This is a genomic window from Algoriella sp. (assembly GCF_036647415.1).
GTDB lineage: Bacteria > Bacteroidota > Bacteroidia > Flavobacteriales > Weeksellaceae > Empedobacter.
In genome coordinates this window covers 1-18,389 of sequence record NZ_JAVXKG010000024.1, presented here as the reverse complement: position 1 = coordinate 18,389, position 18,389 = coordinate 1, and the positions used below count along the sequence as shown (strand labels likewise).

Below are 18,389 nucleotides of genomic sequence, written 5' to 3'. Positions count from 1 at the left end.
ATAAAGTAAAAAATTATAAATCAAAGACTGATTTTCGCTTAATAATAAAGCAATCTTTTACCCAGAAAAAGAATAACATCATAAAATATCCAACAATCGTTAAACCAATTGTTGCAAAAGATAAATAGATAAAAATAAGACGTAATTTTGCAACACGAATGCCCAATTTATCTGCAAAACGCGAGATAACATTAAACCATTCATTCTCCGTAAAATTTCTAATTTGCTCTTTCATTTATCGTAAAATATGATGTCCGATAGCGCAATTTAAACATTTTTTTTCGGAGCAATATCTTTTTTTGAGATGAATTAAAATTTGAGAATCTTTTGCATTTTTATTTTCGAAACCAATCCGTACAAATTCATCTAAAATAGAATTATTTTCAGGATCAATTTCTTGCAATAAATCAAGATAAAAATCAATTTCGACTTCACTCCTAACGCGTTCAAAAGCATAACGCAACGGAATAATTGTGTTAATCAATATATTATTTATTTTATCTTTTGAAATATTTTTAGTTTGAAAATTAGATTCATTTTTGAATGTATAATGCGTTTCCCAAAACGGATTTAATTCTATTTTTTCAAATAATTTATAATATGATTTTAAATTATTTTGAATGATTATTTCAGAAAACAATTTAGAAAATTCTCCATAAATAGCTGATAATTGAGCCAAACGAACAGTTGGAAAACCGATAGGACGCATTTTTGAAAATTTGAATAAACTTGACGAAATTGGTTCGAGTTTATATTTTATTTTCAAGAAATTATATTCATTTTTTAATTGCTTATAATAATCATTCTCAAAATTATCATCAAGAAAACCAGCTTGACCAAAAAACAATGCTTCTACTTTTACTTTATCAAACTGATTTTTTTGAAGAACATCAAATGGAAAAGAATTTGACCAAATCTCAAACGCTTCAACATTCACTTTCAATCCAAAATTCTTCGCTAAACTTTTGAACAAAGTTTCTTCCCAATTGTTGTTATTCTTTGATAAAAGTTGAAGAATAAATTCAGTTTTTTCTTCAAAGCGTTCTATTAACAATCGTTCAAACCATAACGAAAACTGTTTTAAATCAATCTCTTTTAGAAATTCTTCGCAATAAATTCTTTCAAATTTAGAATTAATTATATTCTGATAATTGTACACGATTTCTGGTTTTACAAAATCTTGTAAAATCAAGGTTTGTACATTTCGCTGTCGCAATTCATCAATTTCACAATCATGGTTCCAAACGATATGTAAAATCACATTTTGATACGCCAAATCGTCATTATGTCGATGCAAATTCCAATCCGAAGAATTGACATGCATTTCCACAGAACCTGCCCATAATTTGTCGCCAATCACAATTTTAGCTTCTAAAAAATCTGGTCCAGCATGAAAATTCAGATTTCCTCCATCTATAATTTCGATAAAATCACCATGATAAGTTTTCAAATTCTGCGTTGAATAGAGCTTATATTTCCAAATATGATGTAGAAAAACTTCTTTCATAAGGTGTAGATTTTCAGTTTATTATAAAATTAATAAAAAAATATTGATAAAAAATATAATTTAATTAAACGTTTGTTTAAATTTGCATATTCAATTTTGGACATGGAATTAAATGATAAAAAACTAGCGATACTTGCTGCAGCAGAAAATGTATTTAGCCGACGAGGGATAGATGCGGCTTCGGTGCGCGAAATTTCTAAAGAAGCAAATATAAATATTGCGATGATTAGCTATTATTTTGGCTCGAAAGAGAAATTAGTAGAAAATTTATTTAGTTGGAGAATTGCAAAATTTAATGCTGCTTTAGAGCAAATTTCTGATAATGAGATACTTTCTCCATTAGAAAAATTAAACGAAATATTGAAATCTTATCTTAATCGGATTTTAGATAATCCAGAATTTCATCGCATTATGGCGAGAGAATATTCTAAAAAAGATTCGATTTTAGAGGTTGACAAAAAGATTAATGAGTTAAAACTTAAAAATCTTACCTATATCTCAAAAGTTATAAATGAAGGATATCAACAAGGAGTTTTCAAGAGAAAAGCGCCCGCAGAAGCTGTTGTAATGGTGGTTATTGGCGGAACTTCTTATTTGATATTAAATGAAAAAACATATTTAGAATTATGGGGATTAAATTCTCATGAAGAGTTCGCAGAACGCATTCACGACGAATATTATCCTTATTTGATGGATTCTTTAAAAGCAATTTTACTATACGATGAAAAATAAATTTTTCTTACCAATTTGTTTAGTTATTGCAACTTTAGCTCAGGCACAAGAAAAAAATGTGTCGTTGCAGGAGATTATTCAACAAAGTTTACAGAACAGCAAATCTGTAAAAGTTGCCGAAGCTGCTAAAAATACAAGTGAGTATAAAGTGCAAAGCGCAAAAAACAATCGTCTACCAGATGTTTCGCTTAGCGGACAATATATGCATTTGTTTACGACAACAAATATAGACTTCAAAATTCCGATGCAAAGTTCTGCAACAGGAATGGGCGTAGAACCAAGCCAAATGATGATGGCTTCTGCAAATGCTTCTTTACCTATTTTTGCAGGTTTCAAGATAAAGAATGGAATTAAGCAAAGTGAATTGATGGTTGATTTATCTAATTTACAAATTGAAGCAACCAAAGAAAACGTGGTTTGGCAAGCAATTAATCTTTATTTCGGATTGTATAGAACACAACATTCTATTGATGTTTTGAATGAAAATTTGGTTAGAGCAAATCAACGTGTAAAAGATTTTCAGAATTTTCTGGATAATGGAATTATTCCAAGAAATGATTTGTTACGTGTAAAATTACAAGCGTCGAACGTGCAAGTTGCGATAGAAGAAGCACAAACACAGTACAAAAACATCAATTATAGATTGAATATTTTAACTGGTCAGGACGAAAGTACAGTTGTTAATGTAAATGATATACAAGATTTATCAACATTAGAATCTTCTCAAGATTTTTCTCATCGTACAGATGTAAAAAGTTATGAATTGAAAGATAAAATAGCAGAAAATCAAATCAAAATTGCTAAAGCTGCTTATTATCCACAATTGGCTGTTTCGGCAGGATATTATGCTTTAGATATTGACAAAGTTGCTTCTGTAACGAATGCTACAAATGTTGGTATTGGATTGAAATATGATTTGTCTTCGTTGTATAAAAATAAAGCTGAAGTAGAAATTACAAAAGCAGAAAAGTTAGAAAACGAATTGCAAAGAGAAACAACTATAGATAAAGCTAAAGTTGAAATTAGTGAGGCTTTTCAAAAATTTGAACTTGCTAAGAAGAAAAACATCGTTTACAACGAAGCTGTAGAACAAGCAAATGAAAATTATCGTATTGTAAAAGATAAAAACGAAAACGGATTGGCTGATACAGATGATTTGTTAGAAGCTGATGTGCAACAATTACAAGCAAAAATTAATAAAGTAGTAGGTGATGCTGATGAACAATTGGCTATTTATGAATATTACTATACAACTGGAATTTTATTAGAAAACGTACAATAGATTACACTATTATGGAAGAAAATATACAAGAAAAGAAAAAAATAAACATCAAATTTATAGCTGTATTAGCAGCTTTAGTAATCCTTGGAGGTGGTTATGGTGTTTATAAATATATGCATGGATTGGCGCATGAAATTACAGACGATGCGCAGGTAGAATCTAAAATAACACCTGTAATACCTAAAGTTTCTGGATACATCCAAAAGATTTTGGTAGAAGATAACCAAATGGTACACAAAGGTGATACATTAGTTGTTCTTGATGGTTCTGAATTTGCATTAAAACTACAACAATCTAACGATGCATTGTTACAAGCAGAAGGTCAATTAGGTGTTGCAAATGCAGGTGTTTCTCAGGCTGGAGCTGCAATTGGTGTTACAGAAGCTGGAGCTGTTGCTGCAAATACAACAATAGAAACGGCGCAAGCTAATGTAAATACTGCACAAGCTAATGTCGAAGCAGTGAAAGTACAAGTTTGGAGAACGAAAAATGATTATGATAGATACAATAAATTATATCAAAATCAATCTATTACAAAACAACAATACGAGCAAGCTTTAGCTGCAAAAGAAACTGCCGAAAAACAATTGCGTGTTACACAAGAACAATTAGGTGTTGCAAGAGCACAAATGGCTGCTACGGCGAAACAAGCACAAGCTACAGCGAAGCAAGTAAACACATCTAAAGCACAAGCTGATGCATCAAGAGCGCAAATAAAAGTAGCTGAAGCAACAATTGGTCAAAGCAAAACGAATATAGAAAATGCAAAATTATTTTTGTCTTATACGTATGTAATTGCTGCGGAAGATGGTCAAGTTTCGAAGATTAACTTACAACCTGGTCAATTGGTACAAGCTGGTCAATCTTTATTCAATATCGTAAAAACATCTAATATTTGGATTGTTGCGAATTACAAAGAAACTCAATTAGAAAAAATTAGAGAAGGACAAGAAGCAATTATCAAAGTAGATGCATATCCAAACCATGAGTTTAAAGCAAAAGTAACTTCATTATCGCCAGCAACAGGTGCAAAATTTGCATTGTTACCTCCTGATAATGCATCTGGAAACTTTGTAAAAACTGTTCAACGTTTACCTATTAAAATTGAATTTGTTGACAAAAACGACGAAATGTTAAAATTGATTCGTCCAGGTATGAACGTGGAAGCTGATATTCTTATAAAATCTTCAACTTCTGCAAAATAATAATCATTATTCAGAAAAATTATGGAAGAGAATAATTTAGTTGAATATGGTTCACGACGAGTAATTATAACCATTACTGCCATTATGTGTGCATTGTTAGAGATTGTAGATACAACAATTGTTAACGTTGCCATGAATGATATGAAAGGTAGTTTGGGAGTATCCCTTACTGATATTGCTTGGGTGGTTACCGCTTATGCAATTGCCAATGTTATTGTAGTGCCGATGACAAGCTGGTTGTCGCAACAATTCGGACGACGCAATTACTTTGCAGCATCTATCATCATCTTTACTGTTGCCTCTTTTCTTTGTGGAAATGCAACAACTTTGTGGGAAATTATTTTGTTCCGATTTATACAAGGACTTGGTGGTGGAGCGCTCTTAGTAACTTCTCAAACCATTATTACAGAAAGTTATCCGCCCAACAAACGTGGATTAGCACAAGCAATTTATGGTATGGGTGTTATTGTTGGTCCTACACTTGGTCCACCATTGGGAGGTTATATTATAGACAATTGGTCTTGGCCATATATATTTTACATCAATATTCCGATTGGTATTATTGCAGTATTATTAACCATGTCATTTGTAAAAAGTCCGAAATATGCAGAGAAATCAAAACTTAGTCAAGTAGATTTTATCGGAATTATTTTATTAGCTATCGCTGTAGGATCGTTACAATATGTGTTAGAACATGGACAACAAGACGATTGGTTTGAGAATTCTACAATTGTACTTTTAAGTTTATCAAGTTTCTTCGGATTCATTTTATTTGTTTGGAGAGAATTAGTTTTCGATCATCCAATTGTTAATTTACGTGTACTAAAAGATTCTAACCTTGCCGTTGGTACCATTTTATCCTTCATCTTAGGATTCGGATTATATGGTTCAACATTCGTTATACCAATCTATACACAATCTATTTTAGGTTGGACAGCAACAGATGCAGGTTTATTATTAATTCCTTCATCATTAATGACCGCTTTTATGATGCCAATTATCGCAACAATGTTACAAAAAGGCGTACCACCAAAATATTTGGTTGCAGGAGGATTTTTCATCTTCTTTTGTTACAGTTTTTGGTCATACAATATTCTAACACCCGATACAGGATCAGAACATTTCTTCTGGCCATTAGTAGTACGTGGAGTTGGATTGGGCTTATTATTTGTACCAGTTACAACACTTTCACTTTCGAGTCTGCAAGGACAACAAATTGGAGAAGGTGCTGCATTTACGGGTATGATGCGACAATTAGGAGGTTCATTTGGTATCGCGATTATAACAACATTTATTTCGCGCTTATCTATGGGACATCGTGGCGATTTGGTTTCTCATCTCGACACATCCGATTTTGATGTACAAACGTATATACAAAATCTAAAAATGAATTTTATAAGCAAAGGTTTTGCACCAAACGATGCATTAAACAAAGCCTATAATCTACTCGATCTACAAGTTACAAAACAGGCTATGGTACTTACATACATGGATATATTTTTATATCTGGGTATTGTTTTCCTTGTCTGTATACCATTTATTCTTTTCTTTATAAAGAAAGGCGCTGGTAAAGTAATAAGTGCAGGACACTAAAATAAAAGACGTTACATTCTTTATACATTTATACACAAAAACTCCACCTCAAGCAATTTGGGTGGAGTTTTTTATATTTTATAATTTGTTTTTTTGATTACAAATGAACTCATTTTAGATTAATATAACCTTACATTTATTATAAACAGACCTGTTTGTAATAAAATTCACTTGCATTAATTAAGAAAACAAAAACAACTCTTTAACTGTTATTGTAATATTTAATTATATTTGAGAGAATTTAACGAAGTACTGACATGTTTTTTTTATGAAACTAATTCATATTTTATTTCGTGAAAAATAATGTTAGCTTTTAATACTTTACAATAAGACTTAATAAAAATATATGTCAAATATCACAATTATAGAAGAAAACGAAAATAGCCAAGAACCTAAGAACTTTCAAAAAGGATATTTAACGTTTCCATTCGATGGAGAACAATTTAAAGAATTTATTACAGGACTTTTAGGTAAGCCACAAACAATTTCAAAAAGAATTTTAGGTAATTTTGAAATACATTTAAGTGATTTACAAAGTTTTTATAATCTTGTTAATCAAAGAATAACCCAACAGAACAATGGACATTTAGTTCAATTCACTGCTAAAGTATTTTTTACAGATCATTCATCAGTTCAATTAAATAGTTATGATGAGCTAATAACATATAACGAAGTTAAACCTATAATTTCAGAAGCAGTAAAACTTACTTGGACCTATTTAATTCAGTTCAGTGATAAAAACCACCCAGAAAAACAAGTTGTAGAATTACTAATAATATCGGCTACAGAAAGAATTTCAATTGAAAACTCTGATTTGCCAATTTTCCTATTACCAAATAAAGGTGAGTTTAGAATAAACATAGAACACACTGCAAGAAGCTGGGGTTCTGATATTGAAGCACTACTTACAAATCAAATTGAATCGTTAATAAAAGAAGATAATAAATTAAAAAAAATCATCAGACAGCATAGCTCAAAAATTAGTTTAAGTTTTTCTATTTTATTCTTTTTAATCTGTGTTATTGGAGCTTTTAAAGTAACTAATAACTTCATTAATTCTCAATTGAAATCTGTAAATTCTTTCATATCTAGCCCAAGTTCAACTAATGATAAAGTAGATTTTTTAGCAAAGTATATTGCAAGTGGTGTTTCTGCCCAACATTTTTTTCAAGTATCTATATTTATTTTAGTTTCAATAATTTTATCTATAATATTTGGTATATGGATAGGTGAAACCGCAAGTAAAAATAGTGAACCAAGTTTTGTTATACTAACTAGAAAAGCTAAAGAACATAGAGATTTAATTTTAGAAAAATTAAAATATAAATGGAGATGGTTTTGTGTATCCATATTTATTAGTATATTAACTGGTCTTCTTACTAATTTGATCTTTAAATTGATTGTAGAATAATAAAGTTATACAGTTTACTTCATGTTACCAAAATAACGGTATTCAACAAAATAAAAACTCCTTGTCAAAATTTAGAACTTTGACAAGGATTGTTTATTAAATCTTTACAAACATTCAATTTTATAAATTTGATTTAAAGCGATAGAATCAGTTTTATTTTTGAGTGTAAATGTAAAGTCTTTTTTATTGGATGACAATTTTCCTTCTAAAGTTAATAGTTCATTTTTCTGATTTTGATTCATCTTTTTATAAGCCTTCAAAAGTTCTTCTCCTTCAAAATAATAATCTACTCGGTTGATACATTTTCCATTTTTTGATGTAAAACTTACCAAACTTGGAAAGTGTGTTATTTTTTTCGTTTCATTCAAATTGACATTATCATCACCAAAAAATTCAAGTGATTTATTATCTAAAGAATCAATTTTCAAATCGATGTTGACATTAATTTCATCAAATAATATGTCTTTATAATCTTCAAGAGAAGTAATATTTTTTAGATGAAAATTTGTTAATAAAAGTGAGAAATCGCCTTTAACTTCTTTAGCTATCAATGTTGTTACAAACTTTTCTTCGACATCATTGTTTACAAAAAGGTCTATTTTACCCGAAGCTCCTGTTTTTAATACAAGTATATTATTATCAGATTTTTCTTTTATTAATTTATCATAAGGTAATTCGCCTGCAAACTCATAAAATTTATTTTCTTGAAAAGAATAATATTTACAACTTACATAATTAGGCAAAATAGAATAAGTTGATTCTTGTATCATTTCTATAGCCGAAATTTGATTTAACATCAACAAATCGCTACTCATATTTCCTTGATTTACTTCTTCATTTAAAGAAATGGAATATCCTATTTCATTTTTCACGCTAAAATCAATCAATTGAATTTTATCTTTTTCACTTTTTGTTTCAATTTTGATTGACCAATATGTTTTTTCAGTTTCTCTATTTGCACTATATTGAAATATAAACGACACAATCATTAATAACAAAACAGAAATCAATGCAAGATTAAAAAAATAGATTTTTTTATTTTTTTCCATAACTAAGCTCTATAATTTATTGACATTAACAATATAATAATTAACGAATAAATTGTTGCAAGAACGGCTAATATAACTGAGAACAAAATGTATTTTTTCTTGTGAATATCTCCACTCAAAAACCATAATAAAATGATTAGCAATGTTGTAATTATCGGAGTTGATAAAAAGATTATATACTCGTTGTAATTGCTGTAATTTATATATGATGGTAAACAGATTGCCAATAAAAAGATGAGTAAATAGGATATTTTGATGTCAAATAATATTTTCATAGTTGGTTTGTTATGATAAATGAATTTAATATTATTTTTTCAAAATAATGTTGTAATTGTTTAAAATAAAAAATCCTTATCAGGGTTTTAAATGTTGACAAGGATTTTATTTTTCTAACCATTAACCGCTCTAAAAAAAGCTTCTAATTTCTTTTCGTCTAATTTTCCGTCAGTTCTTACACCACTGCAAATATCAACGCCAAAAGGCTGAACAGCGTCAATCGCTTCACGAACATTATCAGAATGAAGACCTCCAGCCAAAAATAGAGGAATATTAATTTCTTCTCTAATTTTTTTGCTAATCGCCCAATTATGCGTGCGTCCTGTTCCGCCCAATTCTTTTACTTGCAAATTTGGATTTCCACTATCCAACAAAATTGCATCTACAAATTGAGATTTCTCTACAGCTTCTGTTACCGAATTTTCATCGATTACATGTATTACCTGAACCAATTTCACCCAAGGCAATTGTTCTCGTAAAATTTGATATTCTTCATTTTTCAATTCATCAACCAACTGAATGGTATTGGTATAAACTTTTTTGTAATGTGTAATAATTGCATCAGCTGTTGTTTCACTTGTTAATAAAAAAGAAGAAACCGTAGGCGGAATAATTTGTGTAATATCTTTGATTAAATCATCTGCAATAACACCAGGTCCGCTTGGCATATTACCAACCAAACCCAATCCATTTGCTCCATATTTTATAGCTTGTTGCGCTTCTTCTTTGCTACTAATACAACAAATTTTAACTCTTGTTTTCATTATATTATTGATTTTTAATTTATTAAATATAGAAAAAAAGCACCTCAATTTCTTGAAGTGCTTTGTATATTTTAAAGGTTGAATTGATTTAGTAATCTTCTTCAGCTCCTTTTAATTTTTCTGCATTTTCTGCCATTTTTAGGGCATCAATCATTTCGTTGATATCACCATTCATAAAATTATCCAAATTATAGATAGATTTATTGATACGGTGATCCGTTACACGTCCTTGTGGATAGTTATATGTACGAATTTTAGCCGAACGGTCACCAGTAGAAACCAATGATTTACGTTGAGCCGAACGCTCCGAATGATTTTTCTCGAACTCGATTTCGTATAATTTTGTACGCAATAACTGTAACGCTTTTTCTTTATTTTTCAGCTGAGAACGAGCTTCTTGACAAACAATTACAATTCCCGAAGGTTTGTGTGTCAATTGTACTTTTGTCTCAACCTTATTTACGTTTTGCCCTCCTGCACCAGACGAACGAGATGTCTGATACTCTAAATCTGCTGGATTGATAGTTACATCAACTTCCTCCGCTTCTGGTAAAACTGCAACTGTAATTGCCGAAGTATGCACACGTCCCTGAGATTCTGTTTCTGGAACACGTTGTACACGGTGAACACCAGATTCGTATTTCATAGTACCATAAACTGCATTTCCTTCTACTTGCATTACAAGCTCTTTGTATCCTTTTCCTGATGCCTCAGATAAGTTAAGAACCTCATGTTTCCAACCTTTTTCTTTGAAATACATCGAATACATACGGTAAATATCTTCTACAAATATTGCTGCTTCATCTCCTCCTGTACCAGAACGTAATTCGACCACAATATTTTTATCATCTTCTGGATCTTTAGGAATCAACATCATTCTGATTTCTTCCTCTATTACAGGAATTGCGTTGATTGCTTCATCTTTCTCGATTTTAGCCAACTCAACCATCTCTGCATCAGAACCATCGTTGATGATTTCATCCGCTTCCTCAATCACATTGATTAACGTTTCGTATTCTTTTTGCTTTTCAACAAAGTCTTTCAAATCTGAATATTCTTTGTTCAATTTTGCATAACGAGCTTGATCTGTCACGATATCTGGTTGGATAATTAAATCCGCTACCTCATCAAATCGTTGTTTGATTGCTCTTAATTTATCTAATAGACCTAAATCTGCCATATTCTTTTATTGGACTGCAAAGATACAATAACTCAAGTGATTCAAGAAATTTGAAACAAAAAAACCGATGAATATTCATCGGTTTTTGTTATTATTTAAAATTATGGAAATTATTTTTTAACAATTTTCTTTACAACTTTTGTTGTTCCGTCATTTATCTTCAAGACATAAACACCTTTTGGTAATGATGAAACATCATATTGATCTGCATAATCAAATGATTGTACTTTTTTACCAACCATATCAAATAATTCTACTGTAACTTTTGATTTATCTATTGATGTTCCTAAATCAATTTTGAAAGCATCAACTACTGGATTAGGATAAACTTTTGTTACATTTTTTGCATTAATATCAGAAGTAGATAGAGTTTCGGCTGTTACTTTAAAATCATCAATCATCAAAATTAATCCATCATCAGTTGTACAGTTTATAGCAATATAAATATCTTTTCCGTCAAATTCAGATAAATCAAATTCATACTTTTTATAACTTGTTTTATTTGCTATGATTGGACTTGAATTAATAAAAACAAAATCTTCAACTTTTCCAGTTGTAGAAACCCCTATATTAAATTGATCAGGTCCATATGATTGATCACCTTTAGCATATAATTCTAATTTACTTTTAGAAGCTCCAGCTAAAGAAATCAATGGACTAACAGTCCAGTCATCATTAGGATAAGTAGTACCACTTGCTCCACTTGCTAAATAGTACAACCCTTTTTTTCCTGAATACGGAGCGAGTGAAGAAGTTCCAGTACCCTTACTACTATTAAAAACAATACCAGCTCCAACATAACCTTGATTAGGAAAAGTCATATTCGTAATTGCCCATGTTTTCCCTTTATCTAAATCATATTGTTTCCATCCACCAAAATCTGTAATAGTAAAATCATCATAAGATTCAAAATCATCAAAGAAAATAACATTTTGTGCATTTGCAGAAACTGCAGCAACTGTTAAAAGAGAAAATAAAATTTTTTTCATAAATAATTCATTTTAAGTGTTAATACTTTTATAAATCTAACAAAAATTTATGAAACAACAAATATATAATGCAAAATTTGTTTTTTATAATTATTCTAATTTAGTGCATTATGTATAAAAAATATAGAATAAAAGCCATCAATAATGATGGCTTTTATATATTATTAGATGTTTTATCGTGTAAATAACATTTCACGGTATTTTGTTAATGGCCACAAATTGTTGTCTATTAATTCTTCTAATTCATCCGAATTGTAACGAATAACATCAAACAAAGGCTTCACATTAGCGCTATATGCTTCCGCTTGTTTTTGGTGATCTGAAATCTCTTTTGTGATTTTAGATTCTTTGATTAATTGATCTGTAGCAGATTTTATAGCATTAATATGAGTAGAAATAACTCTAATCAATTCCATTTGATCTTTTGCTAATTCTTTAAATTCATCTCCAAAAATATCTTTTAGACCTTTTACGTTTTCCACCAATACATTTTGATAATTTACGGCTGCCGGAATAATTTGAGATAATGATAAATCAACCAAAACATTTGCCTCGATAGAAATTTTTGTCGAATATTTTTCTAACTTAATTTCGTTACGAGCTTCAACTTCACGAGAAGATAAAACGTTTGTTTTTTCGTAAACCTCAATATATTTTGGATTTAATTCTAATTTTAAAGCTTCTGGTGTTGTTTTGTAATTATTCAAACCACGAGATTCTGCCAATTCTACCCAGTTATCAGAATATCCATCACCTTCGAATAAAATATTACGAGAAGATTTTACATACTCACGTAATACATTAAAAATTGCTTCGTCTTTTGACAAACCTCCGTCAACTAAAGCATCAACTTCATTCTTGAAATCTTTTAGCTGTTGTGCAACAATTGTATTAATAACTGTCATACATTCTGCGCAGTTTGCAGATGAACCTACCGCACGAATCTCGAATTTATTTCCTGTAAATGCGAATGGAGAAGTTCTATTTCTGTCTGTATTGTCTAATAAAATTTCTGGAATTTTACCTACAACATTCAGTTTCAATTCTGTTTTTTCTTCTGGAGATAATTTTCCTTCTCTTACTTTTTCTAACTCATCTAAAACTGTTGTTAATTGCGATCCGATAAATATAGAAATAATTGCAGGCGGTGCTTCATTTGCTCCCAAACGGTGATCATTACCAGCTTCTGCAATTGCAGAACGTAACATATCACCATATTCTGAAACTGCTTTTATTGTATTTACAAAAAATGTTAAGAATTGTAAATTCTTCTTTGGATTTTTACCTGGAGATAATAAATTTTCGCCAGTATCTGTAGATAAAGACCAGTTATTGTGTTTTCCAGATCCGTTAACTCCAGCAAATGGTTTTTCATGTAACAATACTTTGAAATCATGCTTTTTTGCAATTCTTCCCATCAAATCCATTAACAATGAATTATGGTCAACTGCTTGGTTTGCTTCCTCAAACATTGGCGCACACTCAAATTGATTTGGTGCAACCTCATTATGACGTGTAGTAATTGGAATACCCAATTTCATAGACTCAACTTCCAAATCTTGCATATAAGCCAATACACGCATAGGAATTGCTCCAAAATAATGATCATCTAATTGTTGACCTTTTGCAGGAGAATGACCTACTAAAGTACGACCAGTCATTTGTAAATCTGGACGAGAATTATATAAATTAAGATCGACCAAGAAATATTCTTGCTCCCATCCTAAAGTTGATTGAACTTTTGTTACATTTTTATCAAAATATTTTGCCACATCTGTTGCCGCATCATCAACTGCTTGTAAAGCTCTTAATAATGGTACTTTATAATCTAAAGTTTCTCCAGTGTAAGAAATAAAAACAGAAGGAATAAACAATGTTGTTCCGATAATAAATGCTGTAGATGTCGGATCCCAAGCTGTATAACCACGAGCTTCGAACGTATTACGAATTCCACCATTTGGAAAAGATGAAGCGTCTGGTTCTTGTTGAATTAATGTAGAACCTTCAAAAGTATCAATTGCGCGACCATCTTCTGTTGGACGGAAAAAAGAATCGTGTTTTTCTGCAGTTGTACCTGTTAATGGTTGAAACCAGTGTGTAAAATGTGTTACTCCTTTAGAAATTGCCCAATCTTTCATTGCAGATGCTACTTGATCTGCAAATTCACGTGGAATTTTTGTTCCCTTTTCTTTTGCAGAAATAATCGCTTTAAAAGCTGGTTTTGGTAAATATTCTCTCATTGTGTCATGAGAAAATACATTTTGATTGAATAAAGTAGAAAGTTTTTCTGTAATTACAATCTTTTCAGCTTGTTTGTTAACTGTTTTTTCTAATGCTTTAAATCTTAATGTAGACATTACGGTTGTGTTTTTTGTTTGATAAGGCAAAAATAAAACAAAAAATAACGCACACCCCTATTTTTTTTAGGGGTCAAATAATATTTTTATAATTATTTTGCATAAACAAGCTAAAAATGGGTATTCAGAATATATTTTTTATTTAAAAAAAAATCTAAATTTAATTTTTAGATAATAAAAAAAGCAGTTTCAATAAAAATTGAAACTGCTTTCGACACTCATAATATAAAAGTTGTTGGTCTATCTGAAACGATCTACTGATTTTACAAGGTCATTATCCTTCTTAATCAAACGATTGGCAATTGACAGAAGCACAATCGAAGCTAAAGGAACCAATGCCCAAATACCTTTCTCTGAATTATCTTCTCCAGGTAGTGTGAATAGACTGTAAACAAAAGAACCAATTAATATAACATTCAAAATAATGTTTAACCAATCGAGTTTGATTTGTAAACTACGCTTTTTGAAAAGCATAATGGTTAAAAAAGAAATTAAAGCTGATGCGAAGAATGCTATTGAAAATATATAATCTCCCTTTTCTGGATTATTCAACCATTGTAATGGAATATCAAATAGTTGATCAAATTTCATTGCGAATATACTTGAGATTATTCCGCTTAAGAATAAATATATACTTTGCTTTCTCTGAATCATTTCTTAAATTTCGTATACAAATGTAAAAAAAAATTTTCAGTTTTTATAATTATTCGTACTATTGCATTAATAAATCTCAATTTATACGCTTTATAACAATTCTATTGTTATGATTCCCAATTACTTTATTGTATTCAAGAAATAAACAAATTAATACCTTTGATAGGATTATGTTTGATATCGAAAAATTAAAATCATTCAAATTACCAGATTTACAACAAGTTGCAGAGCAACTACAAGTTGATGGTTATAAAAAATTAAAAAAAGGTGAATTGCACGATGCAATTTTAACTAAATTACAAAATCAACCACAGGTTGAAGAAGTAAAAGAGACACCGAAAACTACAGCTGTAGAGACTCCTAAAGTTGAAAAAAAGGAAGTTCAAAAACAAAAACGTAAACGCGTAGAGAATTCGGATAGCGAAAAAGTTGAACAGCAAGCTGAGGTTAAAACACCTGAAATAAAAGCTGAAACTATAACAGAAACTTCTACTACTACAGAAACTGAGGTTGAAAAAGTAGAAAGTAACGATCAAAAACCACAAAAAAATCAAGATCGTAACAACAGAAATCCGAATCAAAACCCGAATCAGAAGAAAAATAATCACAATAAGAATAATAATCAGTCTGATCAACGTTCTCAAAACGAAAACAACCACAACAATCATCAAAATCAAAAAAATAAATACCGCGCGGCGAATTACGAATTTGACGGAATTATTCAGACCGAAGGTGTTTTAGAGATTTTACCAGATAATAACTATGGTTTTCTTCGTTCATCGGATTTCAACTATTTATCTTCACCTGATGATGTGTATGTTTCGCAATCTCAGATTAGATTATTTGGTCTGAAAACTGGAGATACAATTACTGGAGAGGTTCGCCCTCCGAAGGAAGGTGAAAAATATTTTCCACTGATTAAAATAAAAGAAATTAATGGTCGTACCCCAGATTATGTACGTGACAGAATCGCTTTCGAGCATCTTACTCCACTTTTTCCAAACGAAAAATTCAATCTAAGTAATTCTAAAGCCTTATCAAACCGTGTGATTGATTTATTTACACCAATTGGTAAAGGTCAACGTGGTATGATTGTAGCACCACCAAAAACTGGTAAAACGACATTACTAAAAGATATTGCAAACGGAATTGCACAAAATCACCCAGAAGTTTATTTAATTGTTTTATTGATTGATGAGCGTCCTGAGGAGGTTACAGATATGAAACGTTCGGTAAATGGAGAAGTGATTGCCTCTACGTTTGACGAAGAAGCAAATCGCCATGTAAAAGTTGCCAATATTGTTTTAGAGAAAGCAAAACGTATGGTAGAATGTGGACACGATGTTGTTATTTTATTAGATTCTATTACGCGTTTAGCTCGTGCCTACAACACTGTTTCGCCAGCTTCTGGTAAAGTATTATCTGGAGGAGTTGATGCCAATGCATTACACAAACCAAAACGTTTCTTTGGAGCAGCTCGTAATATAGAAAATGGAGGATCGCTTACAATTATTGCAACTGCATTGATTGATACAGGATCTAAAATGGACGAAGTTATTTTCGAAGAATTTAAAGGAACTGGTAACATGGAATTACAATTGGATCGTAAGATTTCGAATAAACGTATTTTCCCTGCGATTGATCTCGTAAGTTCTTCTACGCGTAAAGATGATTTATTATTAGATGATAAAACACAACAACGTATGTGGGTTTTACGCAATCATTTAGCAGATATGAATCCTGTAGAAGCCATGGAGTTTTTAAATAGTCGTATCAAAAATACACGAAACAACGATGAATTCTTAATTTCTATGAACGGATAAAGAATTTATTTAAAATAATATTTCTAAAAACCATCTAAATTACTTTAGATGGTTTTTTTTATGATTTTAAAATAACAGATAAGCGTATTATTTTTTGTATTTTTAATTTGATAAAATTATTTATTAAGATGAATTTCAATAATAAAAATGTTTGGATAACTGGAGCTTCCTCAGGAATTGGTGAAGCCTTAGCATACGGATTTTCTAAAAAAGACGCCGTTTTGATACTATCTGCAAGAAATGAAACAGAACTAAATCGTGTAAAACAAAACTGTGCATTTCCAGAAAAAGTCCATATTTTTCCTTTGGATATTTCTAAACATGAAGAAGTTTTCACAGTCGGAAAAAAAATTATTGAACAATTTGGTACAATTGATATTTTGATAAATAATGCGGGAGTTTCTCAACGAAGTTTAACCGCAGAAACTTCATTTAACGTTGACGAAAGTCTTATCACGACTAATTTCTTAGGAACTGTCGCTGTAACAAAATCTATTTTATCAACAATGATAAAACAACAATCTGGTCAAATTGTAACAATAACAAGTATTGTCGGAAAAATTGGTACACCAATGCGATCTTCTTACGCAGCTTCTAAACATGCGCTACATGGCTTTTTTGATTCGTTACGCGCCGAAATTTATGATAAAAATGTAAACATATTAATTGTTTGTCCAGGTTTTGTAAAAACTAATGTTTCTATAAATGCATTAAATTCAACTGGAGCAAAACAAGGCACAATGGATGTTACGACAGAAAATGGACTGAATCCTGATCATGTAGCAGAAAAAATTATCAAAGCAATTGATGCGAAAAAAGAAGAAGTAATAATTGCAGGTTTTAGAGAAAAAACAGCGGTACTTCTGAAACGTTTTGTTCCGACATTATTTTCAAAAATTATTCGGAAATCTAAGGTCGTTTAGATAATTATTTATTTTCTTCGTTTAGAATTTTACTAAGTTTTTCAAAATCTCCATCTTGCCCAAAATTCTCTACATTTTTAATAGTACCACGAATAATACTTTGCCTACATTTGAAACATATCTTAGCTATTCCCGATATATTACCTTTATTTTTAAAAATTAAAATATCTCTAAACCAAGGTATACATCCCATAGAATATGAATCAATAGCTCTCTTTTCGCTAAAGATAGAACTGATTTCATTGTAAAACTTTGGCTCTATAGATTTTTTTACATATCCTACATCTAATAACTTTTTAGGAAAGTTTTTATCAGATGTTCCATCAGGTTTATATCCATGAATAATATTAAATTCAAAATTCTCTATTTTAGAAGAATCTTTATCTTCAATTATTTTTATATTTTCAGATAGTTTAACATAGTTAGGATCTAATCTATAATATTCTATATCATCAAACTCAAAATAATTATTATGATTATTTGATACGCATCCAAAATTAAAAATAAGTATCAATAGAATTAAAATATTTTTATTCATATTATCAATTTTAAATCTAACAATAAACGTAAAAATTGACTAAAAGTTATATAAAATAAAAAAAGCCCAAGAAAATAAATTCTTGAGCTTTTAGTACCTCAGGCGG

General features: G+C 30.3%; 16 protein-coding genes. 7 read left to right on the top strand and 9 right to left on the bottom strand.

Annotated features, from left to right (window positions below):
- Nucleotides 1–13: 13 nt before the first annotated feature.
- Nucleotides 14–235 carry a PspC family transcriptional regulator gene (locus RSC72_RS10675; protein WP_332544025.1) on the bottom strand — a complete coding sequence of 74 codons (222 nt, stop codon included), beginning with the start codon at nucleotides 233–235 and terminating at the stop codon, nucleotides 14–16.
- The gene (locus RSC72_RS10670; RefSeq protein ID WP_332544024.1) at nucleotides 236–1,507 is read right to left on the bottom strand and encodes a DUF2851 family protein; all 1,272 of its coding nucleotides are present in this window, start codon (nucleotides 1,505–1,507) and stop codon (nucleotides 236–238) included.
- 102 nt (nucleotides 1,508–1,609) lie between these two features.
- Between RSC72_RS10670 and RSC72_RS10665 the strand changes: the two genes are divergently transcribed.
- The 5 genes from RSC72_RS10665 (at nucleotide 1,610) to RSC72_RS10645 (ending at nucleotide 7,730) form a co-directional block, all read left to right on the top strand.
- Nucleotides 1,610–2,239 (top strand): TetR/AcrR family transcriptional regulator, encoded by a 630-nt coding sequence (locus RSC72_RS10665; protein WP_332544023.1) that lies wholly within the window; start codon nucleotides 1,610–1,612, stop codon nucleotides 2,237–2,239.
- A complete protein-coding gene (locus RSC72_RS10660) occupies nucleotides 2,229–3,521 on the top strand; it encodes a TolC family protein (protein WP_332544022.1) in 1,293 nt (430 codons plus the stop codon). The genes RSC72_RS10665 and RSC72_RS10660 overlap by 11 nt, the downstream gene beginning before the upstream one ends.
- Before the next feature lie 11 nt (nucleotides 3,522–3,532).
- Nucleotides 3,533–4,726, top strand: coding sequence for an HlyD family secretion protein (locus RSC72_RS10655; RefSeq protein ID WP_332544021.1), 1,194 nt, complete (start codon nucleotides 3,533–3,535; stop codon nucleotides 4,724–4,726).
- A gap of 21 nt (nucleotides 4,727–4,747) precedes the next feature.
- Complete coding sequence (locus RSC72_RS10650) at nucleotides 4,748–6,319, top strand: DHA2 family efflux MFS transporter permease subunit (protein WP_332544020.1); 1,572 nt, start codon at nucleotides 4,748–4,750, stop codon at nucleotides 6,317–6,319.
- Between the two features lie 346 nt (nucleotides 6,320–6,665).
- Entirely contained in the window at nucleotides 6,666–7,730 is a 1,065-nt protein-coding gene (locus RSC72_RS10645) for a hypothetical protein (RefSeq protein WP_332544019.1), read from the top strand.
- Nucleotides 7,731–7,834: 104 nt separating this feature from the next.
- Here the strand turns inward: RSC72_RS10645 and RSC72_RS10640 are convergent, their stop codons facing one another.
- From RSC72_RS10640 to RSC72_RS10615, 6 genes are all read right to left on the bottom strand, one after another.
- Nucleotides 7,835–8,779: a hypothetical protein gene (locus RSC72_RS10640; protein ID WP_332544018.1), complete on the bottom strand. Its 945-nt coding sequence runs from the start codon at nucleotides 8,777–8,779 to the stop codon at nucleotides 7,835–7,837.
- A 389-nt stretch (nucleotides 8,780–9,168) separates the two neighbouring features.
- Complete coding sequence (locus RSC72_RS10635) at nucleotides 9,169–9,819, bottom strand: phosphoribosylanthranilate isomerase (RefSeq protein ID WP_332544017.1); 651 nt, start codon at nucleotides 9,817–9,819, stop codon at nucleotides 9,169–9,171.
- Between the two features lie 88 nt (nucleotides 9,820–9,907).
- Complete coding sequence (gene prfA / locus RSC72_RS10630) at nucleotides 9,908–10,999, bottom strand: peptide chain release factor 1 (protein WP_332544016.1); 1,092 nt, start codon at nucleotides 10,997–10,999, stop codon at nucleotides 9,908–9,910.
- A 110-nt stretch (nucleotides 11,000–11,109) separates the two neighbouring features.
- Nucleotides 11,110–11,988 carry a T9SS-dependent choice-of-anchor J family protein gene (locus tag RSC72_RS10625; RefSeq protein WP_332544015.1) on the bottom strand — a complete coding sequence of 293 codons (879 nt, stop codon included), beginning with the start codon at nucleotides 11,986–11,988 and terminating at the stop codon, nucleotides 11,110–11,112.
- 173 nt (nucleotides 11,989–12,161) lie between these two features.
- Nucleotides 12,162–14,345 carry a glutamine synthetase III family protein gene (locus RSC72_RS10620; protein ID WP_332544014.1) on the bottom strand — a complete coding sequence of 728 codons (2,184 nt, stop codon included), beginning with the start codon at nucleotides 14,343–14,345 and terminating at the stop codon, nucleotides 12,162–12,164.
- A gap of 240 nt (nucleotides 14,346–14,585) precedes the next feature.
- Nucleotides 14,586–14,999, bottom strand: a complete 414-nt coding sequence (locus RSC72_RS10615; protein WP_332544013.1) for a DUF4293 domain-containing protein — start codon at nucleotides 14,997–14,999, stop codon at nucleotides 14,586–14,588.
- Between the two features lie 170 nt (nucleotides 15,000–15,169).
- Here RSC72_RS10615 and rho point away from each other — a divergent pair, with 170 nt between their 5' ends.
- Together rho and RSC72_RS10605 are read left to right on the top strand one after the other, a co-directional pair.
- Nucleotides 15,170–16,822, top strand: coding sequence for a transcription termination factor Rho (gene rho / locus RSC72_RS10610; RefSeq protein ID WP_332544012.1), 1,653 nt, complete (start codon nucleotides 15,170–15,172; stop codon nucleotides 16,820–16,822).
- A 128-nt stretch (nucleotides 16,823–16,950) separates the two neighbouring features.
- On the top strand, nucleotides 16,951–17,745 hold the full coding sequence (locus RSC72_RS10605; RefSeq protein WP_332544011.1) for an SDR family oxidoreductase: 795 nt from the start codon (nucleotides 16,951–16,953) through the stop codon (nucleotides 17,743–17,745).
- 4 nt (nucleotides 17,746–17,749) lie between these two features.
- On the opposite strand, the gene RSC72_RS10600 is transcribed toward RSC72_RS10605, so the two are convergent.
- A complete protein-coding gene (locus RSC72_RS10600; protein WP_332544010.1) occupies nucleotides 17,750–18,283 on the bottom strand; it encodes a hypothetical protein in 534 nt (177 codons plus the stop codon).
- Nucleotides 18,284–18,389 lie beyond the last annotated feature (106 nt).